This is a genomic window from Aeromonas sp. S2(2024) (assembly GCF_041402505.1).
GTDB lineage: Bacteria > Pseudomonadota > Gammaproteobacteria > Enterobacterales > Aeromonadaceae > Aeromonas > Aeromonas media.
In genome coordinates this window covers 434,981-461,909 of the sequence record NZ_JBGLRL010000001.1, presented here as the reverse complement: position 1 = coordinate 461,909, position 26,929 = coordinate 434,981, and the positions used below count along the sequence as shown (strand labels likewise).

Sequence of the window (26,929 nt, the reverse complement as noted above, 5' to 3'; positions counted from 1 at the left end):
GTACAACACGTGCCATGACACCTATAACAGATGCAGTTATAGTGAAATCTACCTATAACAGTTTAGGCCACCCCATGTCCCGTTACGGTCAGCTGGCTGCCTTGTTGCAGCAGCAGATAGAGAGCGGCCTCTGGCAGCCGGGGGAGCGCATCCCCTCCATCCGCCAGAGCTGCAAGACCCATCATTTGAGCCCCATGACGGTGCTGCAGGCCTACCAGTTGCTCGAGAGCCTCGGCCTCATTCTGGCCAGGCCCCAGTCCGGTTACTACGTCAAGGCCGCCGCCTCCCCGCTGCGCGCCAGCACGCCGCAGCAGGCGCACTACACCGGCTCGGTGGACATCAACGATCTGGTGTTCGAGGTGTTGCAGGCGAGCAAGTCCCGGGAGCTGGTGCCGCTGGGGCTCGCGGTGGCGGATCCCGCCCTCTTCCCCCACCCCCAGCTCGGCCGGGCCCTGGCGAGCTGCATGCGCCGCCTCGATCCCTTCAGCACGGTGGCAGATCTTCCCCCCGGCAACGAGGCGCTGCGCCGCGCCATCGCCCAGCGTTACGCCAACGACGGCCTAGCGGTGGATCCCCAGGAGATCATCATCACCACGGGCGCCATGGAGGCGCTCTCCTTAAGCCTGCAGGTGCTGACCGAGCCCGGGGACTGGGTGGTGGTGGAGTCCCCCACCTTCTACGGCGCCCTGCAGGCCATAGAGCGGCTCAAGCTCAACGTGGTGGAAATACCCGTGATCCCCGGGGTGGGCATCGATCTCGCCCTGCTCACCGAGGCCCTCGCCCAGCGCCCCATCAAGGCGTGCTGGCTGATGGGCAACGTGCAGCATCCGCTCGGTCACACCATGCCGGATGGCCACAAGCAGGCACTGATGCAATTGCTCAACGCCCATGAGGTGCCCCTGGTGGAGGACGACGTCTACGCCGAGCTCTATTTTGGCCGCGAACGCCCCAGCCCCATCAAGCGCTGGGACGCCCGGGGCGACAGCCTACTGTGCGGCTCCTGGACCAAGTGCCTGGCGCCGGGCTTTCGGGTCGGCTGGGTGGTGGCCGGATCCCATGCCGAGCGCATCCAGCGGCTGCAACTGATGTCGACCCTCTCCACCAATGTGCCGAGCCAGCTGGCGCTCGCTGACATGCTGCGCCAGGGCGGGGTGGACGCCCACTTTCGCCGCCTGCGCCACACCCTGGCCCAGCGCCAGCAGCAGATGCGGGCGGCCCTGCTGCGCCTCTTCCAGGACGAGGTGCATATCTCGACCCCGGACGGCGGCTACTTCCTCTGGCTGACATTCGACGCGCGCCTCGACAGCCGGGCCCTCTATGCCCAGGCGCTGACCAGCGGTTTCTCATTGGCCCCCGGGGCTCTGTTCTCGAGCCAGGGCCAGCACAACCACTGCCTGCGCCTCAACAGCGCCCATCCCTGGAGCTCGGCACTGGAGGCCGCCCTCACCCGGCTGGCAGCCCTGGTCCACCAGCAGCTGGGAGGCTCCTAGCCTTTATCGATAGCTGCGCCTGAGGCGGGTTCGGCTTTATTGATAAATTAATTTTTCCTCAACTGCATCCAATCGCCTCCCTCCTTCGTCTCTTGCTTGAACCTCAATCAAGGAGAGACGATGAAATCCCAACCCCTCTGGCTCGCCCTGCTCTGCTCGGCCCTCATCCAGCCGCTGCAGGCCGCCTCCCTCTCCCAGTCTGCCCAGACCGACCCAGTCCATCAGGCCGGTGATGGCGTGATCCGCCTCTACGGTCCCGGTGGCCCGGACACCGCCCTGAAACGGGCGGCCGCGGCCTTCCAGCAGGAGACCGGGATCCCGGTCGAGGTCACCGCCGGCCCCGAACATAGCTGGCGTGACAGGGCCGTCAAGGATGCGGATCTCATCTTCGCCGGGGCCGAGCAATCCATGTCCGCCTACCTGCAGAGCTACTCCTTCCTCGACAGGGAGAGCGCCCACGCCTACTACCTGCGCCGCAGCGTCATCGCGGTACAGAAGGGCAACCCGGCGCGGATCACCGGGGTGGAGGATCTGATCAACCGATCCCTCAAGGTGGTGGTGACCGAGGGGCTCGGCAGCTACAACACCTCGGGCACCGGGCTCTGGGAAGATGTGGCCGGGCGCAGGGGCAAGCTGGCCGATGTGCAGAAGCTCAGGCGCAACATCGTCGCCTTCGAGCAGGGCAGCGGCGCCAGCTTCCGGGCCTTCACCCATCAACAGGCCGATGCCTGGATCACCTGGGTGCACTGGCCCCTGAACCACCAGGACAAGGCCGACTTCGTCGAGATCGAGCCGGAACGCCGCATCTATCGCGGTCTGCTGATCACCAAGGCGCAGGGCGCGGATGCCAGCACCCAGCGCTTCATCGATTTCATCGACAGCCCCCAAGGCGAGCCCTTCTTCGCCCAGGATGGCTGGACCCGTTAACCCTGCCTTCCATAGCCAAAAGACTATCGCCAACAGACCCTAGGAGAACACCATGAACAAGTTCCTCATCACCCTCGCCTGCCTGCCCCTCGCCTCGGCCTGGGCCCTGGACACCCAGCCCCTGAGCGGGGCCGAGCAGTTGCCCATCGCCCGGATGACCGAGAACGGCAAGACCTATCTGGTTGATGCCAAGGGCTTCAGCCTCTACCGCTTCGACAAGGATGCCCAAGGAAAATCAACCTGTTATGCTGAGTGCGCCGAAAAGTGGCCGCCAGCATTGGCCAGCGCGGAGCAGGCCAAGGTGGGGGTCGGCAGCGCGGCCGACATCGGCATCAGCCTGATCCTGCGCGACGATGGCAACTATCAATGGAGCTACCGTGGCCAACCGCTCTATCGCTGGATCAAGGATGAGCAGCCCGGCCAGAGCAGCGGGGATGGCGTGAAGAATGTCTGGCACCGCGTCCAACTATGAGGTCTGAGTGAATATCGACAACCAGCAACTTGCCCACCTGCTCGCCCGCAGCCAGCAGAGGGACAAGCAGGCATTTGAAGCGCTCTACCGGCTGACGGGCCAGCCTCTGTATGCCATGCTCCACGCCCTGCTCAAGGACAAGCAGTGGGCCGCAGACATCCTGCAGGAGGGCTTTTTGAAGATCTGGCACGGTCAGAGCGCCTATCCCGTCGACTATCCCTGGGCCTGGCTCTGCCAGTGCATGCGCCATCTGGCCATCGACGCCCTGAGGGCGAAGAAACGCCACGGGGAGACCCCACTGGATGAGTCCTGGGAGGAGAAGCCCGGCCAGGAGACAGAGGGGCTGGCCCCCTCTTTTTCCCTCGAGCATTGCCTCGGACGGCTCTGTGCCGACAAGCGCAACGCCATCGTGCTCGCTTATCGGCACGGTCTGAGCCACCAGGAGATAGTCAGCCACACCCAGACCCCGCTCGGCACGGTCAAGTCCTGGATCCGGCGCGGACTGGAGGAGCTCAAGCTATGCCTGACTCAATGACCCCCAAACGCTATCGAGACCCCGCCCTGCGCGAGCGGCTCGCCGGCGAGTATGTGCTGGGTACCCTGAGCCCGCGGGTACAGGCCAGGATGAGCCGCCTGATGGCCCGCGATCCTGGCTGGTGGCAGTGGATCGAACAGTGGCAGCAACATCTGGATCCTCTGCTGCGCCAGCCTCAACCCGCCCCGCCCCTGCCCCGCCAGATCTGGCACGGGATAGCGCAGGGGATCTCCCCCAAGCCCGGACCCAACCGCCTGTGGTGGCCGCTCGCCATGGCCGCCTCCCTGCTGCTGGGGGTATGGCTCCAGCCGCTGCTTCCCTGGCACTCCGCGCCCATCCAGCCGGTGCGCTACCTGGCCACGATGTCCTCCGCAGGTGAGGAAGCCCCCTTCGTGCTGGTGGCCTATCAGGGCAAGCGGCCGGGTCAGTCCAGCATCCGCTTGCAACAGAATCTGGCGAACCCGCTGCGCCTGCCCGCCGACGCCATGCTCTGGATGCGTGACAAAGAGTCCGCCAAGCTGGTGCCCCTCGCCCCCCTCGGGGAGGTCATGGCGGGCCGCTTGATGACCCCCACCGAATGGCAACAGCTCAAACAGAGCAGCGAGCTGCTGGTGATGGCGACGGGAAGTGAACGCCCGCTCTATCGTGGCCACTGCATCGAGCTCGGCCCCTGGCCGGCGGAGAGCTAAGCACGATCGCAGCACTTTCACCACGCGCTGCACTTTCAACAACAGCAACAACAAGGCCCCATGATGGGGCCTTGTTTATTCACCGGACGTCGGGCTATCTGGCGTACGTTTCAGACTGCCGGGTAAAGCCAAGGGATTCGTAAAGCGACCTGGCCCTGTCATTGAATGACATCACCTCCAGCCGGATCTGGCTTGCGTCGCGGGCCTTGGCCCAGCAATCGCAATGGGCGATCAGTGCCTTGCCTATGCCACGGGATCTGTGATGCTCATCCACCACCACGGTCGTGATCCGACAGACGGGCAGCTTGGTAAGAAACGGAATGGCTTCATTGATATCGATTCGGGCAGTCAGAAACCCCGCGACCACCCCCTCCACCACGGCGACACAAAACAGTCGCCCCTCGCTCTGGATGGCGTCCAGCAGAAACGCCCGCTGCCGTGAAGAGGGAGGGCAGAACACCTCGGGAGCCTGCTCGAAGTGGATCTGCCCTATCTGCCGATCCAGCTCGACAATGGCGTCGAGATCCTGCTCGGTTGCCTTGCGTATTTCCAATGGGTGCTCCTTGCATTTGGCTGACGAACTGACCCCAAGGCCTGGGGGAGGGTTCATCATAGGAGGAGTCGGCACCAAGGTGAAGCGCCGAATGTATCCATTCAGAATGGCCACAAACCACAAGGCCCCGTGTCGGGGCCTTGTGCACAATCCTGATGGCAGCAAGGGCTCAACCCGGCGCACCCAGCTGGGCGACCTGGCGTTCTATGCTGGTTTTCAGATTGTCATCGAGCTTCAAGGCCCGGGCCAGCTCGTCGAGATAGCCGCGCTCCATGAAGTGATCCACCTCGACAGCGAGCAGGGAGGCGAGATAGACCTCGGTGGCCTGCTCCATGTCGGTGACCTCCCGGGCCAGGGCCTGGGGATCCAGCGGGCGGGCCAGCTCGGCGTCAATCCAGCGAGCGGCATCGGATTGGCCCTGCTCGGTCAGGTACTGCTGGATCTTCAGCCGCTCGGCGTCATCGATATGACCGTCGGCCCGGGCCGCGGCCACCATGGCGCGCACCAGCAAGCTGGCTCGGGCATCCAGTTCGGCGCCCGCCAGCTCGTTGAGGGGATGGGGCGTGCCGGCCGCTGGCGCACTCTGGTTCTGCTGCCAGTCCTGATAGAGCTTGTAGGCCAGACCGCCGAGGGCCGCCGCCCCGCCCACCGCCGCCACCTTGGTGCCGTATTTGCGTATATTCTTGTTGCCAAGCAGCAGCGCCATGGCTCCGGCGGCCAGCCCCCCCTGGGCCATACCTTTCATCTGGGCCTTGCGCGTGTCACCACCATCGTTGAGCCAGCCCTTGCCAGCTCCCATCAATTGCTCCAGCATCTGTTTCATGGGGCCTCCTCATTTGCATGAAATACCATGCTGTGCCGCGCCCACTGAACTCAAGGTGAATGGATGTCACTACCCCGCCTGTTGCTGCTGACCCTGCTGACGCTCACTGCGTTCGCTGCCAATTCGGTACTCTGCCGCCTCGCCCTGTTCGAAGAGCGGATGGATCCGGCCCTGTTTACCCTGCTGCGGCTGACCAGCGGCGCCCTGATGCTGATCCTGCTGTGCCGGGTTCGCCACTCGTCGCCGCGCCAGGGAGACTGGGGGGGTGCCCTCGCGCTCATCGCCTATGGCGCCGCCTTCTCGTTCGCCTATCTCACCCTGACCGCAGGCACCGGTGCCCTGCTGCTGTTTGCCGCCGTCCAGCTCAGCATGCTGGCACCGCCCCTGCTGCGCGGAGAGTCCCTGCCACTGCGCCAGTGGGCTGGCCTGCTGCTCGCCATGGCAGGGCTGGTATTGCTGTTGCTGCCCGGCATCCGGGCGCCGGATCCCCTGGGGGCGGCCCTGATGATAGGCGCCGGCATCGCCTGGGCCTGCTATACCCTGCGGGCCTCACGCTTTGCCGATCCCATCGCCGCCAATGCCGGTCACTTCCTGCGGGCCAGCCTGCCGGCGGCGCTGCTCTACCTGCTGCTTGGCCGGCTTGAGGCCAGCCCGGCGGCCATTGGCTACGCCCTGGCCTCGGGGGCTCTCGCCTCCGGCCTTGGGTATGCGCTCTGGTATCTGGTGCTGCCCCAACTGGGACGCACCCTGGCCGCCAGCGTCCAGCTGCTGGTGCCCCTGCTTGCGGCGCTGGCCGGGATCATCTGGTTGGATGAGTCTTGGTCGCTGCGGTTGTTATTGTCATCTCTGGGCATTCTGGGGGGCATAGCCCTGGTCATAGCAGGACGCCCCCCACAAGGAGACAAAGCATGATGAAGATGGTCATATTGCTGCTCGCCAGCAGCCTGTCGAGCGGCCTGCTCGCCATAGAGCAGGATCGGGAAACCCATCAAGCCGGGCTGGATCGGGCCTGTTCCGACGCCCAGCAACTGCTGATCGTGCAGGGCCGACAGCAGCGCATCGACGCCTGCATCAAGGAGGGGGGCAAAACGACCCGCTGCCAGCAGGAGTTTGCCAGCTTCGGCCAGCGCGAGGGCAACAAGCGTCCCGATTTTTCCAAGGTGCCCGCCTGCCAGCAGGCCGAGGCCTATCGCAAGAGTTACCGGCAATAAGCCGAGGAGAGAGCATGATCCCACCCCGCGAACTGACCCTGCAATTTCTGGCCGAACCGGCCGACGTCAACTTCGGAGGCAAGGTCCATGGCGGCATGGTGATGAAGTGGATCGATCAGGCCGGCTACGCCTGCGCCGCCGGTTGGTGTGGCGGCTATGCCGTCACCGTCTATGTGGGGGGCATCCGTTTTTTACGCCCCATCCAGATAGGCCAGCTGGTGGAGGTGCACGCCAAGGTGATCCACACCGGCACCACCAGCATGCACCTGGCGGTAGACGTCTACAGCCGCCACCCCACTGACCCTGCGCGCCACAAGACCACCCACTGCATCATCATCTTCGTGGCCATGGACGAGCACGGCAAACCGAGTCCTGTGCCCCAATGGCAGCCGGTGAGCGAGCAGGATCTGCAATTGCAGCAGTACGCCAGGAAGCTGATGACCCTGCGCGAGGAGCTCGACAAGGAGATGCGCCAGCACATGTGACACCCGTCAAACCCCGGCAGCCGAGGCGTGTCTTCGCCGTCCGGGGCGCTATAATGGCGACCACGCTGCCCCATGAGAAACCAAGATGTCACTGGAAACTGCACCGCCCGAGGTCAAACTCGCGGTGGATCTGATAGAACTGCTGGAAACCAACCAGATTGCCCCGGATCTCGTCCTGGCGGCGCTCGCCATCGTTCGCCAGGACTATGAGCGCAAGCGTGAGGAAGGTCGGGCGCACTGACGCGCTCACCTCGACCCTGTCCCTTCACCTCTTTCCCTTCAACCCTTCTCCTACAACCCAGGAGGCACCATGTCAGACCCCGTTCGCTTCGAAACCGGCAACGCCATGCTGCTTGGCGGCCTGCGTCGCCATCACGACTTCCAGCACGGTGACTTCGGTGGCCAGTGGCGTGACTTCAGCGCCCTTGGCCCCCTGCCGGGTCAGCTGGGGGAGCACGCCTACGGCGTCATCTGCGGCGCAACCGCGACGCAATGCGAGTATATGTGCGCGGTGGAGGTCGCCGCCCTGGAGGTGCTCCCCCCCGGGCTTGGTCGGATGCGCATCGCCCCCCAAACCTATGCGGTCTTTCGCCATCTGGGCCATGTCGATGCCCTGCCACACACCTGGCAACAGGCGCTGGACTGGCTGGCACACTCGGACTATGAGTCCGCCCACAAGCCGGACTTTGAGCGCTACGGCGACAAATTTGACCCAAAGAGCGGTTGTGGGGAGGTGGAAGTCTGGCTCGCCGTGGTACCGAGGCAAGCCCTGGCCTGAGGGGCTGAGACGAAAGCGGCCTTCGCAGGGCACGTCTCAACACGGCACTGTTCGGCGCCGCGCTGCCCTGCTCAGCGCGGTACGATTGCCTCCTCCCCCATTACCTCGTCACAGAGCGCGATAAGGGCCTCGCACAGCCGGGCGAGGGACTCACTGCCCCCGGCCCCCAGGTGCAGGGCCAGCTCCACCGGGCGCACCGACGGCCAGTGTGTCAGTTCAACCTGATCGGGCTGCAGCAAGCGGGTGGGCAACAGGCTCACCCCTATGCCCGCGCTCACCGCCCCCTGCAGGCTGGCGAGGCTGGCACTCACGTAGGTGATGCGCCAGGGGATCCCCCTGGCATCCAGGGCGTCGGTTATCTGGCGCCGGTAGAGGCCTTCGTTCGGAAACACCACCAGGGGAACAGGATCCCGCTCCCCCGCGGGCCAGTCGCGGCTGTCGACCCAGGCGAGCGGCTCGCGCCAGCGGGCGATGGGCACCCCCTGCCCCCGCCCCTGCTTGATCAGCGCCAGATCCAGCTCCCCCGCCTCAAAGGCCTGCCACAGGGCGTGGCTGAGATCGCTTCGCACCTCCAGCCTCACCTCGGGGTATTGCCGGGCGAAGGCCGCCAGCACCGCCGTCATGGCACCGGCGGCGAAATCCTCCGGCACCCCGAGGCGCAGGGGCAGGCTCGCCTCCCCCACCCGATCCCCCGCCTGGGCCAGCAGCCCCAGGATGCGGCGCGCCAGCCCGAGCAGGGTCTCCCCCTGGGCCGTGGTCACCACCTGGCGGCCGGATCTGTCGAGCAGCGGGCAACCGAGCTGCTGCTCGAGGCGGCGCATCTGCTGGCTGATGGTGGACTGGGTCAGATGCATCCGCTCGCCGGCTCGGGTGAAGCTGCCTGTCTCGACGATGGCGACAAAGCTCTGCAGCAGGTGGGGATCCAGCAAGGGTCGCTCCATGGGAGGGCTCCATTTATAAAATCACTGAAAGTCATTTTATCATTTAATTTCCAAATGACTTGCGGCCCCGTTAGGCTGCCGTCACTCCTCTCTTTTGCCAGGAAAATCCATGTCACAGCCCCCCCAGTCTGGAACACACCCCGTCAACGCCCTCAGCACCGTCTCGGCCCCCAGCCATCAGGGGTGGCTGGAACAGACCGTTCAGCTGGCACTGACCCACCGTCAGCAGGGGGGCCGCCCCTTCGCCGCCCTGCTGGTGCGAGACAATCAGCTGGTGGCGAGCGCCGTCAACCGGATGCTGGAAGCGGGGGATCCCACCCGCCACGCCGAGCTCGAGGCGCTGCGCACCGCCAGCCAACATGGGCCGCTCAAGGGCGCCGTGGTCTACGCCAGCGGCCATCCCTGCCCCATGTGTCTGTGCGCCCTGGTGATGAACGGCATCAGTGCCGTCTACTACGCCTTCGACAATGAAGACGCGGCCCCCTTCGGCTTTGACAGCAGCGCGGCCTACGCGGCGCTGCGGCTACCCCTCAGTCCGCCGCCCCTGCCATTGATCAAGCTGCCAAGCCCCATCCCGGCCGCCGCCCTCTACGGCCCCCAGTCCCATGATTAAGCGCCCGCTTCCCTCCGGCAGCGGCGCCCTGCTGGTGTTGGTGGTGCTCATTGGCATCAATCTGCGCCCCTTCCTCACCGCCATCGGCCCCCTGGCGGGGGAGATAGGTGCCCATCTGGCGCTCGGGATGGACAGGCTGGCCTGGGTCACCCTGCTGCCGCTGCTGCTGATCGGGGTCGGCGTGCTGCTTACCCCGGCCCTGCTCGACAAGACCGGGCCGCGCCCCTTGCTCGGCACGGCCCTGTTGCTGCTGATGCTGGGCAGCGCCCTGCGCTTCGATCTCGCGAGCGGCGCCCTGCTCATCGCCAGCGCTGCCCTGTGCGGGCTGGGGTCGGCCTTGGTTCAGGGAGTCCTGCCCGGCCTCATCAAGCACGCCTTCGCGGGCAAGGTGCCCCTGGTGATGGGGATCTTCTCCGCCTGCATGATGGGGGGCGGGGCGCTCGGCGCCGTGCTCACCCCCAGGGTCGCTGTATACCTCGACTGGTCCCGGGCGCTGGCTCTGTGGAGCCTGCCGGTGCTGCTGGCCCTTCTCTGGCTCGGCTGGCGGGTGCGCCTGCCCGCCGCCGCGCAGCACTCCCCCGTATCTGGGGAGCAGCGGCTGATCGCGCTGCCCCGCGCCTGGCTGCTGATCGCCTGCTTTGGCATCATCAACAGCGGCTACGGCATCGTCGTGGCCTGGCTGGCCCCCGCCTACCTGGTGCTGGGGTGGAGCCCCCAGCAGGGGGGCGAACTGGTGGCCTGGCTGGCCCTGGCCCAGACCGTGAGCGGCCTGGGTCTGCCGCTGCTGGCGGCGCGCAAGCTGGACAGGCGCCCCTGGATGGGGCTCGCCATCGCGGCGCAGGTGGCGGGCTTTGGCGGCCTCTGGCTCGCCCCAGAAGTCGCCCCCATCCTCTGGTGCCTGCTGTGCGGCGCCGGACTTGGCGGCAGCTTCTCCCTCATCATGGTGATTGCGCTGGATCACCTGCCAGACCCCAGGCGCGCCGGCAGCCTCAGCGCCCTGATGCAGGGGTTTGGCTTCATGCTGGCGGCCACGGGCCCCTGGGTGGCGGCGCGCCTGCACCACTTGAGCGGCGATTTCGCTAGCGCCTGGCAGTGGCAGTTGGGGGGGCTGGCGCTGATGAGCCTGCTGGTACTGCGTCTGGATCCGCGCCACTACGCCCGCGTGATGCGACAGCCTGCGGCTCCTGTCAGCCAACGGGGCCAGACGGCACAAAGCAATACACCGGCCTAGGGCCGGTGTATTGAGCAGGTTGAAAAACGAGTGACGGGGCGCCTTAGCGCCCCTTCTTCTGCCGTCCACCCTGGTTGGTGCGCGGTTTGCCCGCAGTGGCCGGCTTGCCCCCCTTGGCCGGGGCCCCCTTGCCAGCGCTGCCCTTGCCTGCGGGGCTTTTCTTCTCGAAGGCCTCCGGGCCCGGCACATTGGGGCGCCCGCCAATCTCGTGATCGTCGTCCCGGCGCGGCTTCTTGCCCTGAGCCGGTTTGGCGGTTTGCGCCGCCGGGGTCTTGGGTTTCTCCCCCTTGGCCGGTTTCACCTCGGAGGAGGAATCTTCAATGAGCTTGAACAGCTCGATCAGCTCGTCGTCGGTAAGGTCGCGCCACTCCCCCACCGGCAACCCCTTGAGGCTGACGTTCATGATGCGGATGCGCTCGAGCTTGGTGACCTCGAAGCCGAAGTGTTCGCACATGCGGCGGATCTGGCGGTTCAGCCCCTGCACCAGTGTGATGCGAAACACGAAGGGGGCCTCTCGCTTCACCTTGCACTTCTTGGTGACGGCGCCGAGGATGGGCACCCCGGCCCCCATGCCCCGGATAAACTCGTCGGTCACCGGCTTGTCCACGGTCACCAGGTACTCTTTCTCGTGATCGTTGCCCGCCCGCAGTATCTTGTTCACCAGATCCCCGTGGTTGGTGAGGAAGATGAGCCCCTGGGAGTCCTTGTCGAGACGGCCTATGGGGAAGATACGGGTGCTGTGGTTGACGAAGTCGACGATGTTGTCCTTCTCCCCCGCCTCCGTGGTGGAGACGATGCCCACCGGCTTGTTCAGCACGATGAAGACCAGGCTGTCCGCCTCCCGCGCCTCTATCACCTGACCGTTGACCTTGACCAGATCCCCGGCAAATACCTGATCGCCGATCCCGGCCCGCTTGCCGTTGATGTAGACATGGCCCTGCTCGATGAAGCGATCGGCCTCGCGACGGGAGCAGATGCCGCTCTCGCTGATGTATTTGTTCAGGCGCATGGATTCATCGGCCAGCATGGGTCACCTGCCAGATAGTGGAGTTCAAAAGAAGTGTCGGCTCAGTCAGCCAGGTCATGGTCGGGTTAGTCTGCATACATGTCCATCTACAAAAAGAATCTACAAAAAGCGCCTGCAATCAGTCTCTTCAAAAGGGCAAGGCCGCCCTTTCTTCAAAAAAACGCCGCTACAGTAGCATATTGCGCCATCCCTTGCCCCGCCCCGTGCACCGGATCCTGCCATCCGCCCCACCTTACCCCTGCTCCCGCCCTCCTCTCCCCAGCCCAACAATGAGCGACAAGCCAGCGGTCGCAGAGAGCGTCGAAGGATACCCATAGAGAGGGATGAACTAAAACTTGCTATTTATTGACTAAAAATGCATAAAAAGATTTTCGTCAGCACGAATTATCACGTTCGTGTCGGCCATGTAGCGGCGTCACCGCCATCATTGTCGGCAATTACCGCCACGAAACAAATTTTTATCCGCATTCACTTTCAATGTCGAATATAAAGCGGGGTGCGGCGCCGACCCTTCTCTGGCAAGAGGCCAATTTCCCTTTATTACAGGAGTTACAGATGAGTCATTCCCTCTCTCAGGAGGCATTCCTGGCCCAGGTGGCCAGCCGCAACCCCCACCAACCCGAGTTCATCCAGGCGGTGAGTGAGGTCGTCGCCTCCATCTGGCCCTATGTGGAGCGTCACCCCCGCTACCTGCAACACGGCCTGCTGGAGCGGCTGGTGGAGCCCGAGCGCCTTGTGCAGTTTCGGGTGAGCTGGGTGGATGACCAGGGTCAGGTGCGGGTGAACCGTGGCTACCGCATTCAGCACAACAGCGCCATCGGTCCCTTCAAGGGAGGCATGCGCTTCCACCCCTCGGTGGATCTCTCGGTGCTCAAGTTCCTCGCCTTCGAGCAGACCTTCAAGAATGCCCTCACCACCCTGCCCATGGGCGGCGGCAAGGGGGGCAGCGACTTCGATCCCAAGGGCAAGAGCGAGGGAGAGGTGATGCGCTTCTGCCAGGCGCTGATGCTGGAGCTCTATCGCCACCTCGGGGCCAACACCGACGTGCCGGCCGGTGACATCGGGGTGGGCGGGCGCGAGGTGAGCTACATGGCGGGCATGATGAAGAAGCTCACCAACAGCGCCGAGTGCGTCTTCACCGGCAAGGGACTCTCCTTTGGCGGCAGCCTGATCCGCCCGGAAGCCACCGGCTACGGCCTGCTCTACTTCGTGGAGGCCATGCTGGCCCATCGCGGCCAGTCCCTCGATGGCATGCGGGTCTCGGTGTCGGGCTCGGGCAACGTGGCCCAGTACGCCATCGAGAAGGCTATGGCGCTCGGCGCCTGTGTCATCACCGCCTCCGACTCCGGCGGCACCGTCTATGATCCGGACGGCTTCACCCCCGAGAAGCTGGCCCGCCTGATGGAGCTTAAAAACGAGCAGCGCAAGCGCGTCGCCGATTACGCCCACGAGCTGGGGCTCGAGTTCTGCACCGGCCGTACCCCCTGGCATCTGGCGACCGACGTCGCCCTCCCCTGCGCCACCCAGAACGAGCTGGACGAATCGGATGCCGCCGCCCTGATCGCGAACGGCGTACAGCTGGTGGCCGAGGGGGCCAACATGCCCTCCAGCGCCGCCGCCATCCGCCTCTTCCACGACGCCCGGGTGCTGTTCGCCCCAGGCAAGGCCGCCAACGCAGGCGGGGTTGCCACCTCGGGGCTCGAGATGAGCCAGAATGCCCAGCGCCTCTCCTGGACCCGGGAGGAGGTGGACGCCCGCCTCAAGGGGATCATGACCAGCATCCACGCCACCTGTGTGCGCTACGGCCAGGTGGATCAGGGCCAGGATGACGGCCATGTGAACTACGAAAGCGGCGCCAATGTCGCCGGCTTCGTCAAGGTGGCCGACGCCATGCTGGCGCAAGGGGTCTGCTAGTCACGCCACTCCCCGAAACGCCCCCAAAAGCAACAGGGCAGCCCATGGCTGCCCTGTTGTGTTAGATGTATCGCTGTCGCTTTAATCTGGGCGATCGCAGGTTGCATGCCCGGCGCCACTTCACGCCCACTTCACCCAGCCATGACACCCTCACTCCTCTTTCATGCGCGAACGAGGACAACGAGATGACAACGAGATGACAACGACCATAGGCGCCCTCCTGATCCTGGCCGGGCTCGGCTGCTTTGTGGCCTTCAACCTGCTTGGCACCACAGTGGATGCACAGGGGTTCCTGCACGAGCCCTTTGCCCTGCTGCCCCTGGGCTATCTGCTGCTCTTCATCGGCATGGTGCTCACCTTGCGCCCTCTGCTGCGCAGGGCCCTCGCCAAAGGGGAATAATAAACCTGCCCTGAGGCTCTCAGCGATAGCGGCTGATCTCGATAAGGTTCTGATCCGGGTCCAGGCAATAAACCGATTCTATGGGGCCGCAGGCACCGCTTTTTGTCACCGGCCCTTCCACTATCTCGACCCCCTGGCTCGCGAGCTGGACCATCACCTGATCCAGGGGCCAGCGGGTGATGAGGCAGAGATCCCCAGAGCCCACCTGAGCCCGGTTGCGCCGCTCCTCCCCCAGCAATTGCAGATTGATCTTCTGGTTGCCAAAGCGCAGGGCCCGGCGCCCCGCCCCGAAGGTGATGGGCTCCATCTTGAAGGCGCGGCTGTAAAACGCTACCGCCCGCTCGATGTCGCTCACCGTCAATACCAGATGGTCGATATGGCTGATCATGCATGCTCCCTGTGGTGGTGATCCCCACCCCATCATAACCAGTCCCCTTGGCAGAGACTGTGCCTTGGCGCACATCCATTATCCCTAACCATTTCTTTTATCAGGGAAATACACCTTATCGCACGGCGGCGCAGGCCTTGTCTCGTTGGGCCAGCAGTGCTTCGTCCTCGCTCTCCATGGCCGCCAGAATGGCCTGATTGCAGGCCCGCTCCGCGAGCTTCGCCGGGCTCTGCTTGGCATCGGCGATCTCCGCAATCATGGGGCGATAGCCGACAGCAGCCGAGCAGTACATGGTGCGGTACTTAGGGAGCTGCCAACTGCTGTCATCCTGGCGCGACAACTCATCGCACAACTTGCCAAACAGCGCCTGCGCCTTGACCGTGCACTGACTGAAGCGCCGCACATCCTGCTCATAGGGACGGCAGACGCTGTTCTGTTTGATCTGCCAGAGCTGATAAGAGAAGGGAACTTGCTCCCCCTCATATGGCACCACCAGCGCCTTGACCTCGGTGCCATAGATATCCGTCACCTGCTGCTGCACCAGATTGAGATAAGCCGAAAAAAGGTAAGAAACCGGATCCATCACCACCTCCCTGTGGTTGTCACTGCCGAGCTGTATCACGAAAAATCGGGGCGATTTTCAAACGAGTAACAAGCGACAACAGCTTACTGATTTGGTTGGAAAAAATGATACTCTGCTCGCCACCCTCCTGTACAACGTTCAAGGCCAGTGTGCGATGCAACAATGCGGTATTTATGAACAACTCATTACTCAACTGCTGACATCTCGACTCGACCGTGAGCGCTTTTACGTCGGGGAACGCCAACTTGAGCCTGCCGAAGCGGCTGTCTGGTTATCACGATTTCTGAGTCGGGTTTTGGAATATGCGGTGGGTTCGGTTACTGGAGAAGATCAGCTGCAACGGCAGATTGAACTGGCTAATCAGTTATTGCTTTGGCTAAAGGATCGCACCCAAGACCCAGACTTTATTGGCGAGAACCTCATCGATAGTCAGGGAAAAATTCTGACAGCGCTCTACCAGTTGGATAACCCCATCTCAGCCAATTTAAAGCAATATGCCGAGGATATTTTCCCTCTGACAGGTCTAACGCAAAGTGAGCTGTTCTGCGGCAGCAATGCGGGTTTGTCGATGGAGTCGGAGATTAAAAGGGAGATATTATCGGCAGATAGCATCTGCTGGCTGGTCTCATTTATCAAATGGGCAGGTATCCGTATTTTCCGTCATGAGCTGGAAGAGTTCACTCGCAGCGGCCGCCAATTAAAAGTAATTACTACCTCTTATATGGGGGCAACCGACGCCAAGGCAGTTGAATTTTTAGCCAACCTCCCCAATGCCGAAGTCAAACTCAGCTATAACACCCAGCGCGAGCGGTTGCATGCCAAGAGCTATCTCTTTTGCCGACATACTGGCTTTCATACCGGCTATATAGGTTCATCCAACATCTCTCATTCCGCCCTCACCAGCGGATTGGAATGGAACCTAAAAATCACCTCGCAAGAGATCCCGCATATTATCGAGAAATCCCTGAGTACCTTTGAAACCTATTGGGAGTCCGATGATTTTGAGCTGTTCGATGGCAAGCTCGAAAGCCGTACAAAATTACAGCATGCGCTGCAAGAGGCACGTGGGGATGGGGATAAAAATAGTTCTGCCTATTTCTTTGATATCACACCGTTTCCCCATCAACAGGAGATCCTTGAGCAATTGGCGATGGAGCGCGCTTTACATCAGCGCTTTCGTAACTTGGTGGTAGCGGCCACCGGGACGGGCAAAACCCTGATCTCAGCCTTTGATTTTGCCCGTTTTCTGAAAACCAAACCCGACGCCAAGTTCCTGTTTGTCGCCCACAAAGAAGAGATCTTGCGCCAAGCATTGGCCTCTTACCGCGGAGTGCTCAAACAATCCAATTTTGGCGAACTCTTGGTCGGTGGCGCCGTACCAACCCACTACCATCGACTGTTTGCCTCGGTGCAATCCTTGAATAACCAACTGGCTAATTTGCGCCTTAGCCCAGACTATTTCGATTACATCGTCATCGATGAGGTTCATCATATTGCGGCGGCCAGTTATCGTGGTTTGCTCGCCGCCTTTGAACCTCACATTCTGTTGGGATTGACCGCAACCCCAGAGCGCCATGATGGCGGTGATATTCTCGCTGACTTTTGTGGTGTCATCGCAGCAGAAATCCGCTTGCCCGAGGCCATCAATCGACGCCATCTCTGTCCATTCCAATATTTTGGTATCGATGATGATACTGACTTGCGCCAAGTGACTTGGAAAAATGGCCGTTATGACATCACTGAGCTCACCAATATCTATACCCACAATCAACAACGGGTGCAGAAAATAGTCCAGAGCCTCGATGAGATCGTCACCGATATTACCAAGATAAAAGCGCTGGCATTTTGTGTGAGCCGCGAACATGCCGATTTTATGTGCAAGGCTTTTTTATTAAAGGGCATCAAGGCTGACATCCTCACCAGCGATAACCGAGACGATCGCCATAGTAAACAGCAGGATTTGCGTACCGGCGTTATCAATATTCTCTGCGTGGTGGACATCTTTAACGAAGGGGTCGATATCCCGGAGGTCGACACCTTGCTGTTTTTACGACCAACGGAAAGCCTCACCATCTTCTTGCAGCAATTAGGGCGGGGCCTGCGGCTGGCGAGCGATAAAGAGTGCTGCACCGTGTTGGATTTTGTTGGCAATGCTCGTGCGGAGTATGACTTTGCCCAGAAATTCCGGGCACTGGTGGGTAAAACCAATAAGGCGATCAGCCACGAAATCAAACAGGGCTTTCCTCACGCCCCCTTGGGCTGCCGCATCGAGCTCTCAAAACAGACCCAAGAGTTAATTCTGAGCAATATCAAGAAGGCGACCCTCAATACCTCGCGACTCATGGGCCTGATCCGCCGTTTTTCACAGGATTGCGATTTACCGCTGACGCTGGCGAACTTTTTGAAGTTTTACCCTCACATCAACCTTGAGGAGATCTACAAGCGCGGCAATTGGAGCTCCTTGGTCAAACAGGCCCGCAACCATACCGTGGCTGAAATGAGCGATGAGAAGCTGTCGATCCTCTACACCCGGGCCATCAGAACCCGGCTATTGGGCTGCGATGCGCTCCATTACTTGAAATTCTTACAAACCTTGGTGGAAGAGGCCTTTACCTTAACGACCGAGTACGATGAGCGGATGGCCTTGATGTGCCATTACGACTTCTGGCAACAGAGCGGTCCCACTGCAGGCTTTAGCTCCTTGGCGCACAGTCTGAAACAACTCTATCAACCAGAGTTAAGGGCCGAGCTGGCAGATCTGTTGCCCATGCTGATCAACCGGGTGCAGCACGAACAAAGCGCCATGCCCGACCTTCCCGACAATCCGCTGCAACTGCATGCCCGTTATGCCAGAGAGCAGGTGCTGGTTGGCTTTGGCGCGACCACCTTCGCGCAGCAACCCACGGCTCGCGAAGGGGTGTATGTCATCGCAGAGCAAAATATCGAGTTGCTGTTCGTTACCTTGAACAAAACGGAACAGCACTTCTCCCCCACCACCCGTTATCACGACTACGCCATCAACGAGTCGCTGTTTCATTGGCAAAGCCAAAACAGCGCTCGCCCAGAACGGGGTAAGGGGCTGAGTTACATAAATCACAGAGCAGAGGGTAAGCGCTTGTTTCTGTTCGTCCGCGAGCAGAGCAAAGATGAATTTGGCCGCACCCTTGGCTTTGTGAACTTTGGTGAGGTGGAGTACGTATCTCATAGCGGCAGCCAGCCGATGAACATTAAATGGCGTCTCACGACACCGATGCCGCCATTTATGTGGAAAGAGGCGGCCAAATTGGCGGTTGGCTGAACGAGCAATCACAACAGGGCCCGTCAAGGGCGGGCCGTCTTCGCGTGGTCAGCAGGAAATCCGCTCTATACGGCCGCCACTGAGTTTGAAAAAGGCATCCTGCGGCAGTTCTTGCGTCCAGGTGGTGAGGTAATCCAGATCGGCATAGGCACCGCGCAGCATGGCGCCGAACAGACCGTGGGAGACGACGATGGCCTGCTTGGCAATGCCTTCGTCCTGCAGCCATGCCTGGGCCCGGCGCTGAATGCTCAGGAAGCTCTCTCCATTCGGGGCCTGCAGATACCAATCCGGCTCTTCCAGATCGAGCTCGGGATGGGCCGCCAACAGCTCGGGAACCCGGCGGCTCTCCCACTCCCCCATGCCCAGCTCCACCAGCCGTTCGTCCCAGACGATGCGTTCCTTATCCAAGCCAAGCTGCTGGCATACCCGCTCCGCCGTCTGACGGGCACGACCAAGGGGGCTGGCATAGAGGGTCCAGCTCGCGGGCTCAGCCAGGAGATCTGCCAGGCGGGCCCCCATGGCGAGGGCCTGGGCTTCGCCCCTGGCGGTCAGATCCGAGTTGCAGCGTCCCTGCAACCGCAATTCGGCGTTGTAACGGGTCTGGCCGTGGCGCAGCAAATAGAGGGTTCGAGACATGCTTTCTCCTGCAGGTTCAACGAGATAACGAAAGCGGGAGACGCATGATAACAGATGTGTCGGGTCAACCAAGGCGCAGACGAAGCCAGATACCTATATGGCACTGTGACATCACATCCCAATGGTCATGGTGAACGCAACTGTACAGCAACAAGCACCACGCCCAAAGCGCCTCACATGAATGGAGGGGGCAGCACTGCAAAGCAGCCCAGGACTCTCCCTGAGCCGTATTTCAATAGCAGGTCACGACCGGAGCTATCTATTCCCAGATTTTCCATGCCCCTGTTTTCCAAACGGGAAACTTTGGAACCCGCCTTTGGACAGGGCGCGGGAGGGCCTTGCCATCAAGGGATAAATTCAGTGCTTTTACTCTGATCCAGTGTTCATTTTGGTGCGTATAGCTGACCGCTTTGGGACGCCCCTGGTGTACAATCCCCAGCCCGATTTTCTTCTCCAGTCCGGCCATGGCTCAGGCCGTTTTCCATCCCAGAGTGAATGAAGTGACCGCGACCCACCCCATGCTCGACAGTTATTACAGCCAGGATCTGGTGTTTTTCTCCATCCTGGTGGCGGTGCTCGCCTCTTACACAGCGCTCAACATGACAAGCCGGGTTAGCCAGAGCCGGGGCCGGGCCGCCGCCCTCTGGCTCACGGGGGGCGCCTTCGCCATGGGATTCGGCATCTGGTCCATGCACTTCATCGGCATGCTCGCCTTCAACCTGCCCATCGCGCTCGGTTACGACCTGACCCTGACCTCGCTCTCCCTGGTGGCGGCCATCGGTTCGTCGGCCTTCGCACTCTGGCTGGTGAGCCGCCCCGAGCTGCCCTGGCGCCATATCGCGGGGGGCGCCCTGCTGATGGGGGCCGGCATCGCCACCATGCACTTCATCGGCATGGCGGCCATGAAGATAAATCCCAGCATTCATTACCACCGCGGCCTCTTCGCGCTCTCCATCCTGATAGCCGTGTTCGCCTCCGGCGCCGCGCTCTGGATTGCGTTTCGCCTGCGCAACAGCACCCCCCGCGCCTTCTTTCGCAAGGCCGTCGCCTCCCTGGTGATGGGAGCCGCCATCATCGGCATGCACTACACCGGCATGGCGGCAGCCCAGTTCCCACAGGGGAGCCTGTGCGGCGCCCTCTATACCGGCCTCAATACCCAGTGGCTGGCGACCGTCATCATCATAGTGACCCTGGCGGTGTTCGCCATCGCCCTGGTGCTCTCCATGCTGGATGCCCACGCCGCCCGTCTCTCGACCTCCTTGCACCTGGCCCACGACGAGCTGATCAAGCTGGCGCTCCATGACAGCCTGACCCGGCTGCCGAACCGGCTGCTGTTTGCCACCCGATTGGAGCAGCGCATCCAGGAGTGCCAACACAGCCAGCGCAGTTTCTCCCTGCTATTTCTCGATCTCGACGGCTTCAAGATCATCAACGATGCCCACGGCCACCACACCGGGGATCTACTGCTGGCCGAGGTGGCGACGCGCATCACCGCGCTGCTTGGCGCCAGCGACACCGCCTCGCGCTTTGGCGGGGACGAGTTCGTGCTGGCCCTGGCGCCGGGGGACCTGAGCCAGACCACGGCCTTCGCCGAGCGCCTGCTGGCCGCCCTGGCCCAGCCCTATGAGTGGGAGCATCACAGCCTGCACATCACCGCCAGCATCGGCATCGCCGTCTATCCCCAGGATGGCATCAGCCTGCACGAGCTGACCCTCAACGCCGATGCCGCCATGTACTACGCCAAGGAGCGAGGGCGCAACGGCTACTACTGCTTCGACAGCGCCATGAATGCCAATGCCCACCAGCAGTTTTTGCTGCAACAGGCGCTGCACCATGCCCTGGAGCGGGAGGAACTGGTCCTGCACTATCAGCCCAAGTACCATGTCCGCAGCGGCCGGGTGGTTGGTGCCGAGGCGCTGCTGCGCTGGCAGCATCCGGAATATGGCACCATCTCCCCGGCCCGCTTCCTGCCCCTGGCGGAGAAGACCCGGCTCATCATCCCCATCGGCAACTGGGTACTGGATGAAGCCTGCCGTCAGATGAGCCGCTGGCGGGAAGCGGGTCATCACGATTGGAGCGTGGCGGTGAACCTCTCCACCATACAGCTGGCCAGCCCAGGCTTGCTGGAGGAGGTGGAGACCGCCCTCTCCCGCCACCGACTCGAGGCGCGCCACCTCACCCTGGAGATCACCGAATCCACCGCCATGGAGAACGCCGAGGAGAGCCTGGCCATCCTCAATCGCCTGGCCGAGCTCGGGCTCGGCATCTCCATCGATGACTTCGGCACCGGCTACTCCAGCCTGCTCTACCTCAAGCGCTTCCCTGCCAACGAGCTCAAGATTGACCGAGGCTTCGTCGCCACCCTGACGCACGAGGGGGACGATGCCACCATCATCGCCCTGGGTCAGGCTCTGGACATGCGCATCGTGGCCGAGGGGGTGGAGACCCCTGAGCAACGCGCCCTGCTGACCGAGCTGGGCTGCGACACCCTGCAGGGCTATCTGCTCGGGCGTCCCATGCCGGGGGAACAGCTGCTGGCCCACAGCCACATCGATGAGCCTCACCGAGAGCCCTATGCGGGTAGCGTGCTCGCCTGAGCCCAGCCTGACGCAGGGGCTATTCCATTGCACTCTGCTGCGCTCGCCCCTCCCCTTCCCCGAGCACGTTCTCCAATTGCATCTCTCGCTGACTCAGGATAGGCTGCCCAACAAAGACTCGAATGTTGCTTTCTACCCCTTGCGCAGACGGCAAACAAGGGGCCGTTCGGCGAGAGCCGATCACATCAAGACAACGCCGCGCAAGCGAGGAGCACAGATGGCCAGATACCAGTTTTTCAGCATTCCGGCTTCCAACCGGCAGCAGTACACCTATGTCGACATGGCCTCCCCCAGCTTTCTGGCGGAGAAGGCTGAGCTGCTGGCACAGGGGTTCGAGGTGCAGGAGGACTTCATCGATGCCACCAACCCCCAGGAGGCGGTGGAGAAGTACAAGTCAGACTTCCTTTATGTGGCGGACGAGGTGGGCAAGTCAGACAGCAGCTATGCCGCAGCGAGCGCCCTGATGGAGATGGGCAAGAAGCTGTTTGGCCGCAAGACGAACGGCTGACAGGAAAAACAGAAAGTGGCCATCGCGGCGTGTTGCCCGATGGCCATGAGACAGCCTTGCTTCAGCAGCGGGTCAGTTGCTGGAGCATGGCAATCAGCTCCTCTTCGCTACCGGGCTCACAGGCCAGTTGCAGGCTCGGCGCCGCGCCCCCCATCAGCATGTAGACGTGGGTGCTGCAATGATCGTAGTGATACCACTTACCGTCGATACAGACGTCGGTATAGCATCTCGGGTCCCTTTCCAGTTCCATATGCACATCCTTTTGTTACATCCCATCAACAACACTCCTGACCGTAAAATAACCGGTCCGAGTCCCATTTGATGTGGATCAAGGGAAACGGCGGGCAGTCGAGGATATCTGCCGGATCTGTGGCCTGCCAGGGCCCAGGGCTGGCTCCTGCTCTTCGAATGGAGACGGGTATTCGCCCCGTACATCACCGCAGGGCAGATCCTGGCAACAAAAACGGCGCCCGAAGGCGCCGTTTTTCACTCCCGTCTTTTTGACCAACGGGGGAACAAGCCGCTGGCTTATTCGTCTTCCAGGTAGGCGTAGCCTTGCAGACCCAGCTCCAGCTCGTCGAGCAGGGCCTTGCGGGTCGCGTCGTCCAGCGCCGGGTGGGAGACGATCCGCTGATAGTTCTCGCGAATGACGGAGGGGTCGATGTTGACGTAACGCAGCAGCTGGTCGACGGTGTCGCCGCGCACCACGTTGCGGATGTCCATCTTGCCTTCCTCGTCCAGCCACACTTCCGCGCAGTGGGTATCACCGAACAGGTTGTGCAGATCCCCCAGGATCTCCTGGTAGGCACCCACCAGGAAGAAGCCGACGTGGCACTCTTCGTTCTCGGCATACTCCGGCATCGGCAGGGTGCTCTCGACACCCAGGCCGTCGACGTAGTGCTCCACCTGACCGTCGGAGTCACAGGTGATGTCCATCAGGATGCCGCGGCGGGTGAGCGGACGCTCGAGGCCGGTGAGTGGCATCACGGGGAACACCTGACCTATGCCCCAGGCATCGGGCAGGGACTGGAACAGGGAGAAGTTCGCGAAGCACTTGTCTGCCAGCTTCTCGGAGAGCTCGTCGGCCAGGGCGCGGTGGTTGCGGTTGACCGGGTTCAGCAGCTCCTTGAGCGCCAGGCAGGTATTCTGGTGCAGCATCTCTGCCCAGGCGCGCTGTTCCAGGTTCAAGAGACCCATGGTGAACTGGGTGTTCACATCCCCCAGATCCGCCACAGAATCGTGGAAGATCTCCAGCAGGGAGGGGTCTTCACTGCGCAGGTCCAGCCAGCCTTTCCACATGTTCTGCAGAATGGTCGGGGCGTCTTCATCCGGCGCGTGGATGTCGTTCACTTCCACCCCTTCGGCACCAATCAGATTGGTGACCAGCACGGCGTGGTGGGCGGTCAGGGCACGGCCGGACTCGCTGATGATGGTCGGGTGCGGCAGGTCGAACTCGCGGCACACATCGCCGATGCCCCACACCACGTTGTTGGCGTACTCGGACAGGCTGTAGTTCGCGGAGCAGTGGCTCTGGGAGCGGGTGCCCTCATAGTCCACACCCAGGCCGCCGCCCACATCGACCACGTCGATGGGCACGCCGAGACGACGCAGCTCGGCATAGAAACGGCCGCACTCGCGGATGCCGCCCTGGATGTCGCGGATGTTCGCTATCTGGGAGCCCAGGTGGAAGTGCAGCAGTTGCAGGCAGTCCAGCTTGCCGAGGCTGCGCAGACGCTCCACCAGCGCCAGGATCTGGGAGGCAGAGAGGCCGAACTTGGACATGGAGCCACCGCTCGATTCCCACATGCCGGAGCCAGTGGAGGCGAGCTTGGCGCGCACCCCGATGTTGGGCTTGATGTTGAGGCGAACTGACTCGTCCAGCACCATTTCCAGCTCGGAGGGTTTTTCCACCACGATGTAGACCTTGTGGCCCATCAGGTTGCCCAGCAGGGCGTGGCGGATGTATTCGCGGTCCTTGTAACCGTTGCAGACGATGACGGACCCTTGCTCATGATGATGGGACAGCACGGCCAGCAGCTCCGGTTTGGAGCCCGCCTCCAGCCCAAGCCGCGGCTTGTCGCTGTAGGACTGACTGATGGTCTCGATGACGCGGCGCTGCTGGTTTACCTTGATCGGGTAAACGCACAGGTAGTCCCCTTCATAGCCTGACTTCTCGATGGCCTGACCGAAGGCGTTGAACAGCGCATCGACCCGGCTCTTGAGAATGTCGGGGAAACGCAGCAATACCGGGGTAGTCAGTCCGGACTGGCGCAGCTGTTCGATGGCTTCGGACAGCACGATGCGCGCCTCGGGACGAGACTTGTCGGGGGAGACGGTCACATGACCGGCGTCATTGATATTGAAAAAACCCGCACCCCAGTAGGGAACGTTGTAGACCTTCAAGGAGTCCTTGCTGGACCAGTTAGTCATGGGCTATGCCTCGCAAATGAGCGGCCAGAAGGCCGCCTTCGTTACCCTCAATCACATCCAGACCATCGATTGCAACATGCGGCGAGCAAAGGCTGCCTGCGGGCACCCGGTGCGTCACGGCCGGCGGCGGCAGGCGTTGTTGCCTGACCCTGGGCCTTGTCACAGCCAGATCCTCTATTGCACATCGCGGCAAGCCAAGGCTGCCTGGTGGATCTTGGGAAGTAACGAGTCTTGATGTGGGGCTGGTGGCTTTACATCAAGCTCAACGGTATGCGGTGCCACTGTAATGGGGCGCCGCGGTACTTTGATGACAACCGGCATCAGCCACGCCGTTCGTTCATCATTCGGCAGCCATCCCGACAGAAGGAGAAGGGTTCAAGGAAGAGAAGGGTAGACGTCAGCACGCACGCGTGTTGATAAACGACAACCACCACAGCCCGCTCAACGCCAGTGACCGCCCATGACAAGGGAAGATGATGAGCCGTTGGCCCACTCGGTCAGTTGGTGGATGAGAGTCTGTTGTTCTCCCTGATACCGGAGCCTAACCGGTATTAAAGAAACCATTCCCCAGCAGTGTCTGTCGTTTCTGCGTGCCTCGCCCTATAGGCGTCTGATCCTGTCGGTGTCTGGCGGCCTCTGCCTGCTCAGGGTTACCCTCGGATCGGCGCGGAGTGTACACACTTACCGGCGCCACTGACAATAAAAAATCGTGTTAAAAAACGGGTTTTGGCCGGTGGGTCAAATCTTGCTGCCAGCAAGGCTGGCTCTGGGATGGCGAGGGATGAGGCCGCTCGGGATTGGCCCTGAAAATAACAGGGGAACCAGCCATTTTCCCCCACCCCTTGCCAGTGCTGGGCCGGGGGGAAATTCAGCCCTTTCGCATATGCATGATGAGTTTTAAATTTGGAATTTTTATTCACTCACGCCTCGAGCGGTGACCCCTCCCGCCACCCTGTGCACCGGGATCCCTGCCCCGACAAATTCATCAAAAACTGCGCTGACGCAATAAGCGGCCCGGCCGTCTTGGCCACAATGGTCCCTCTTTTGTGGTTAGAGGCCTGCCAATGGATACCCTGCTTGAGCGTTTTCTGCGTTATCTGACTTTTCATACCCGCTCCGATGCGACCAATCCTGTCTGTCCCAGCAGCGAGGGCCAGCTCGTCTTCGCCCGCGCCCTCTGCGAGGAGATGACCCAGCTTGGGCTGGCGCACGTCACCCTGGATGAGCACGGCTACCTCACCGCCTGCCTGCCGGGCAATCAGCCGGATGCACCCGCCATCGGGCTGATTGCCCACATGGACACCGCCGATTACGAGGCAGAACAGGTAGTGCCCCAGCTCATTGAAAATTATCAGGGAGGCGACATCTGTCTCGGCAAGGGGGACGAGGTGCTGGCCATTCGCCAGTACCGCTGCCTGAAAAACTACCTGGGGCAGGATCTCATCACCACGGACGGCACCACCCTGCTGGGGGCCGACGACAAGGCGGGCATCGCCGAGATCCTCACCGCCGCCCAGTACCTGCTGGCTCACCCCGAGATCCCTCGCGGGGATCTCTGGATAGGCTTCACCCCGGACGAGGAGATAGGCCGCGGCGCCGATCTGTTCCCCCTGGAGAGATTCCCGGCCAAATGGGCCTATACCGTCGACGGCGGCGAGCTGGGGGAGCTGGAGTATGAAAACTTCAACGCCGCCAGCGCCACTGTGCGCATCACAGGCAACAACGTGCACCCCGGTACCGCCAAGGGCAGCATGATCAACAGCCAGACCCTGGCCGCCCGCTTCCACGCCGAGATGCCTCCCGAGCAGACCCCTGAGTGCACGGCAGGGTACGAAGGCTTCTTCCACCTGGCACGGATGGAAGGCACCGTGGAGGAAACCACCCTGCACTACCTCATCCGCGACTTCGACGACGACTGCTTCGCCGCCCGCAAGGCGCAGCTCAAGGAGCGGGTCGCCTCCCTGCAGCTGGACAACCCCAAGGCGCGCATCGAGCTCAACTTGACCGACAACTACCGCAACATGCGCAGCCAGATAGCGCCGCACATGCACATCGTCGAACTGGCCAGGGCCGCCATGGAGGCCGCCGACGTGGTCCCCAAAATCAAACCCATTCGCGGCGGCACCGACGGCGCGCGGCTCTCCTTTATGGGGCTGCCCTGCCCGAATATTTTCACGGGTGGTCACAACTTCCACGGCAAGCACGAGTTCATCCCGCTGCAATCCATGGAGAAGGCGGTCGCCACCCTGGTGGCCCTGGTGCAACTCACCTCGGCCTGGCGGGAGCAATAAGCAGTGACACCGTCCTGAGCGGGGCCGGGTGGGAGCAAATAACGGCGGTATAAGCGGGGACGGGTCTGCGGTATGAGCGGGCTCTCTGCCCCGGATCATCAAACCGTCA

27 protein-coding genes are annotated in these 26,929 nt (G+C 62.1%); 18 read left to right on the top strand and 9 right to left on the bottom strand.

The annotated features are described in order from the left end of the window. The first annotated feature begins 74 nt into the window (after positions 1-74). The 5 genes from ACB039_RS02175 (at position 75) to ACB039_RS02155 (ending at position 4,113) form a co-directional block, all read left to right on the top strand. Entirely contained in the window at positions 75-1,490 is a 1,416-nt protein-coding gene (locus ACB039_RS02175; protein WP_182785760.1) for a PLP-dependent aminotransferase family protein, read from the top strand. A 120-nt stretch (positions 1,491-1,610) separates the two neighbouring features. After that, positions 1,611-2,417 carry a substrate-binding domain-containing protein gene (locus ACB039_RS02170; protein ID WP_171274105.1) on the top strand — a complete coding sequence of 269 codons (807 nt, stop codon included), beginning with the start codon at positions 1,611-1,613 and terminating at the stop codon, positions 2,415-2,417. 52 nt (positions 2,418-2,469) lie between these two features. Then, positions 2,470-2,889, top strand: a complete 420-nt coding sequence (locus ACB039_RS02165; protein ID WP_171274106.1) for a hypothetical protein — start codon at positions 2,470-2,472, stop codon at positions 2,887-2,889. 7 nt (positions 2,890-2,896) lie between these two features. Continuing rightward, a complete protein-coding gene (locus tag ACB039_RS02160; RefSeq protein WP_171274107.1) occupies positions 2,897-3,424 on the top strand; it encodes an RNA polymerase sigma factor in 528 nt (175 codons plus the stop codon). Further along, positions 3,409-4,113: a hypothetical protein gene (locus tag ACB039_RS02155; RefSeq protein WP_171274108.1), complete on the top strand. Its 705-nt coding sequence runs from the start codon at positions 3,409-3,411 to the stop codon at positions 4,111-4,113. Before ACB039_RS02160 ends, ACB039_RS02155 begins: the two co-directional genes overlap by 16 nt. Positions 4,114-4,207: 94 nt before the next feature. Here ACB039_RS02155 and ACB039_RS02150 read toward each other — a convergent pair whose 3' ends face one another. Together ACB039_RS02150 and ACB039_RS02145 are read right to left on the bottom strand one after the other, a co-directional pair. Then, positions 4,208-4,666 carry an N-acetyltransferase gene (locus ACB039_RS02150; protein ID WP_218408906.1) on the bottom strand — a complete coding sequence of 153 codons (459 nt, stop codon included), beginning with the start codon at positions 4,664-4,666 and terminating at the stop codon, positions 4,208-4,210. Positions 4,667-4,835: 169 nt separating this feature from the next. Beyond that, entirely contained in the window at positions 4,836-5,489 is a 654-nt protein-coding gene (locus ACB039_RS02145) for a tellurite resistance TerB family protein (protein WP_043130072.1), read from the bottom strand. 63 nt (positions 5,490-5,552) lie between these two features. Between ACB039_RS02145 and ACB039_RS02140 the strand changes: the two genes are divergently transcribed. The 5 genes from ACB039_RS02140 to ACB039_RS02120 all read left to right on the top strand — a co-directional run bounded on the left by ACB039_RS02140 (position 5,553) and on the right by ACB039_RS02120 (position 7,963). After that, entirely contained in the window at positions 5,553-6,401 is an 849-nt protein-coding gene (locus ACB039_RS02140; RefSeq protein WP_371165029.1) for a DMT family transporter, read from the top strand. Beyond that, a complete protein-coding gene (locus ACB039_RS02135; RefSeq protein ID WP_182310770.1) occupies positions 6,401-6,700 on the top strand; it encodes a hypothetical protein in 300 nt (99 codons plus the stop codon). Before ACB039_RS02140 ends, ACB039_RS02135 begins: the two co-directional genes overlap by 1 nt. A 14-nt stretch (positions 6,701-6,714) precedes the next feature. Beyond that, the gene (locus ACB039_RS02130) at positions 6,715-7,185 is read left to right on the top strand and encodes an acyl-CoA thioesterase (protein WP_041207030.1); all 471 of its coding nucleotides are present in this window, start codon (positions 6,715-6,717) and stop codon (positions 7,183-7,185) included. A gap of 85 nt (positions 7,186-7,270) precedes the next feature. Continuing rightward, positions 7,271-7,426 carry a pleiotropic regulatory protein RsmS gene (gene rsmS / locus ACB039_RS02125; protein WP_081805738.1) on the top strand — a complete coding sequence of 52 codons (156 nt, stop codon included), beginning with the start codon at positions 7,271-7,273 and terminating at the stop codon, positions 7,424-7,426. 69 nt (positions 7,427-7,495) lie between these two features. Beyond that, positions 7,496-7,963, top strand: a complete 468-nt coding sequence (locus ACB039_RS02120; RefSeq protein ID WP_103859193.1) for a GyrI-like domain-containing protein — start codon at positions 7,496-7,498, stop codon at positions 7,961-7,963. A 71-nt stretch (positions 7,964-8,034) separates the two neighbouring features. Here ACB039_RS02120 and ACB039_RS02115 read toward each other — a convergent pair whose 3' ends face one another. Beyond that, the gene (locus tag ACB039_RS02115) at positions 8,035-8,892 is read right to left on the bottom strand and encodes a LysR family transcriptional regulator (protein ID WP_371165048.1); all 858 of its coding nucleotides are present in this window, start codon (positions 8,890-8,892) and stop codon (positions 8,035-8,037) included. A 121-nt stretch (positions 8,893-9,013) separates the two neighbouring features. Between ACB039_RS02115 and ACB039_RS02110 the strand changes: the two genes are divergently transcribed. After that, entirely contained in the window at positions 9,014-9,517 is a 504-nt protein-coding gene (locus ACB039_RS02110) for a nucleoside deaminase (RefSeq protein WP_371165028.1), read from the top strand. Then, positions 9,510-10,748 (top strand): MFS transporter, encoded by a 1,239-nt coding sequence (locus ACB039_RS02105; protein ID WP_371165027.1) that lies wholly within the window; start codon positions 9,510-9,512, stop codon positions 10,746-10,748. Before ACB039_RS02110 ends, ACB039_RS02105 begins: the two co-directional genes overlap by 8 nt. A 43-nt stretch (positions 10,749-10,791) precedes the next feature. On the opposite strand, the gene rluF is transcribed toward ACB039_RS02105, so the two are convergent. Further along, positions 10,792-11,775: a 23S rRNA pseudouridine(2604) synthase RluF gene (rluF, locus tag ACB039_RS02100; protein ID WP_371165026.1), complete on the bottom strand. Its 984-nt coding sequence runs from the start codon at positions 11,773-11,775 to the stop codon at positions 10,792-10,794. 555 nt (positions 11,776-12,330) lie between these two features. On the opposite strand from rluF, the gene gdhA reads away from it, so the two are divergent. After that, positions 12,331-13,689: an NADP-specific glutamate dehydrogenase gene (gene gdhA / locus ACB039_RS02095; RefSeq protein ID WP_371165025.1), complete on the top strand. Its 1,359-nt coding sequence runs from the start codon at positions 12,331-12,333 to the stop codon at positions 13,687-13,689. Positions 13,690-13,885: 196 nt separating this feature from the next. Further along, positions 13,886-14,089, top strand: a complete 204-nt coding sequence (locus tag ACB039_RS02090; RefSeq protein WP_171269570.1) for a DUF3955 domain-containing protein — start codon at positions 13,886-13,888, stop codon at positions 14,087-14,089. A 19-nt stretch (positions 14,090-14,108) separates the two neighbouring features. On the opposite strand, the gene ACB039_RS02085 is transcribed toward ACB039_RS02090, so the two are convergent. After that, on the bottom strand, positions 14,109-14,477 hold the full coding sequence (locus ACB039_RS02085; RefSeq protein ID WP_218408913.1) for a VOC family protein: 369 nt from the start codon (positions 14,475-14,477) through the stop codon (positions 14,109-14,111). 115 nt (positions 14,478-14,592) lie between these two features. After that, entirely contained in the window at positions 14,593-15,060 is a 468-nt protein-coding gene (locus tag ACB039_RS02080; protein WP_171269132.1) for a hypothetical protein, read from the bottom strand. Positions 15,061-15,214: 154 nt separating this feature from the next. Between ACB039_RS02080 and ACB039_RS02075 the strand changes: the two genes are divergently transcribed. Beyond that, positions 15,215-18,358, top strand: coding sequence for a DUF3427 domain-containing protein (locus ACB039_RS02075; protein ID WP_371165024.1), 3,144 nt, complete (start codon positions 15,215-15,217; stop codon positions 18,356-18,358). Between the two features lie 48 nt (positions 18,359-18,406). On the opposite strand, the gene ACB039_RS02070 is transcribed toward ACB039_RS02075, so the two are convergent. Beyond that, a complete protein-coding gene (locus ACB039_RS02070; RefSeq protein ID WP_371165023.1) occupies positions 18,407-18,994 on the bottom strand; it encodes a histidine phosphatase family protein in 588 nt (195 codons plus the stop codon). 464 nt (positions 18,995-19,458) lie between these two features. Here ACB039_RS02070 and ACB039_RS02065 point away from each other — a divergent pair, with 464 nt between their 5' ends. Together ACB039_RS02065 and ACB039_RS02060 are read left to right on the top strand one after the other, a co-directional pair. Further along, entirely contained in the window at positions 19,459-21,591 is a 2,133-nt protein-coding gene (locus tag ACB039_RS02065) for a putative bifunctional diguanylate cyclase/phosphodiesterase (RefSeq protein WP_371165022.1), read from the top strand. Positions 21,592-21,808: 217 nt separating this feature from the next. Then, on the top strand, positions 21,809-22,099 hold the full coding sequence (locus tag ACB039_RS02060) for a hypothetical protein (protein WP_182310503.1): 291 nt from the start codon (positions 21,809-21,811) through the stop codon (positions 22,097-22,099). 61 nt (positions 22,100-22,160) lie between these two features. On the opposite strand, the gene ACB039_RS02055 is transcribed toward ACB039_RS02060, so the two are convergent. Next, positions 22,161-22,349 (bottom strand): hypothetical protein, encoded by a 189-nt coding sequence (locus tag ACB039_RS02055; protein WP_005332719.1) that lies wholly within the window; start codon positions 22,347-22,349, stop codon positions 22,161-22,163. 278 nt (positions 22,350-22,627) lie between these two features. Continuing rightward, entirely contained in the window at positions 22,628-24,529 is a 1,902-nt protein-coding gene (gene speA, locus ACB039_RS02050; RefSeq protein WP_041206114.1) for a biosynthetic arginine decarboxylase, read from the bottom strand. A 1,064-nt stretch (positions 24,530-25,593) separates the two neighbouring features. Here speA and pepT point away from each other — a divergent pair. Then, on the top strand, positions 25,594-26,820 hold the full coding sequence (gene pepT / locus ACB039_RS02045) for a peptidase T (protein WP_226169680.1): 1,227 nt from the start codon (positions 25,594-25,596) through the stop codon (positions 26,818-26,820). Positions 26,821-26,929 lie beyond the last annotated feature (109 nt).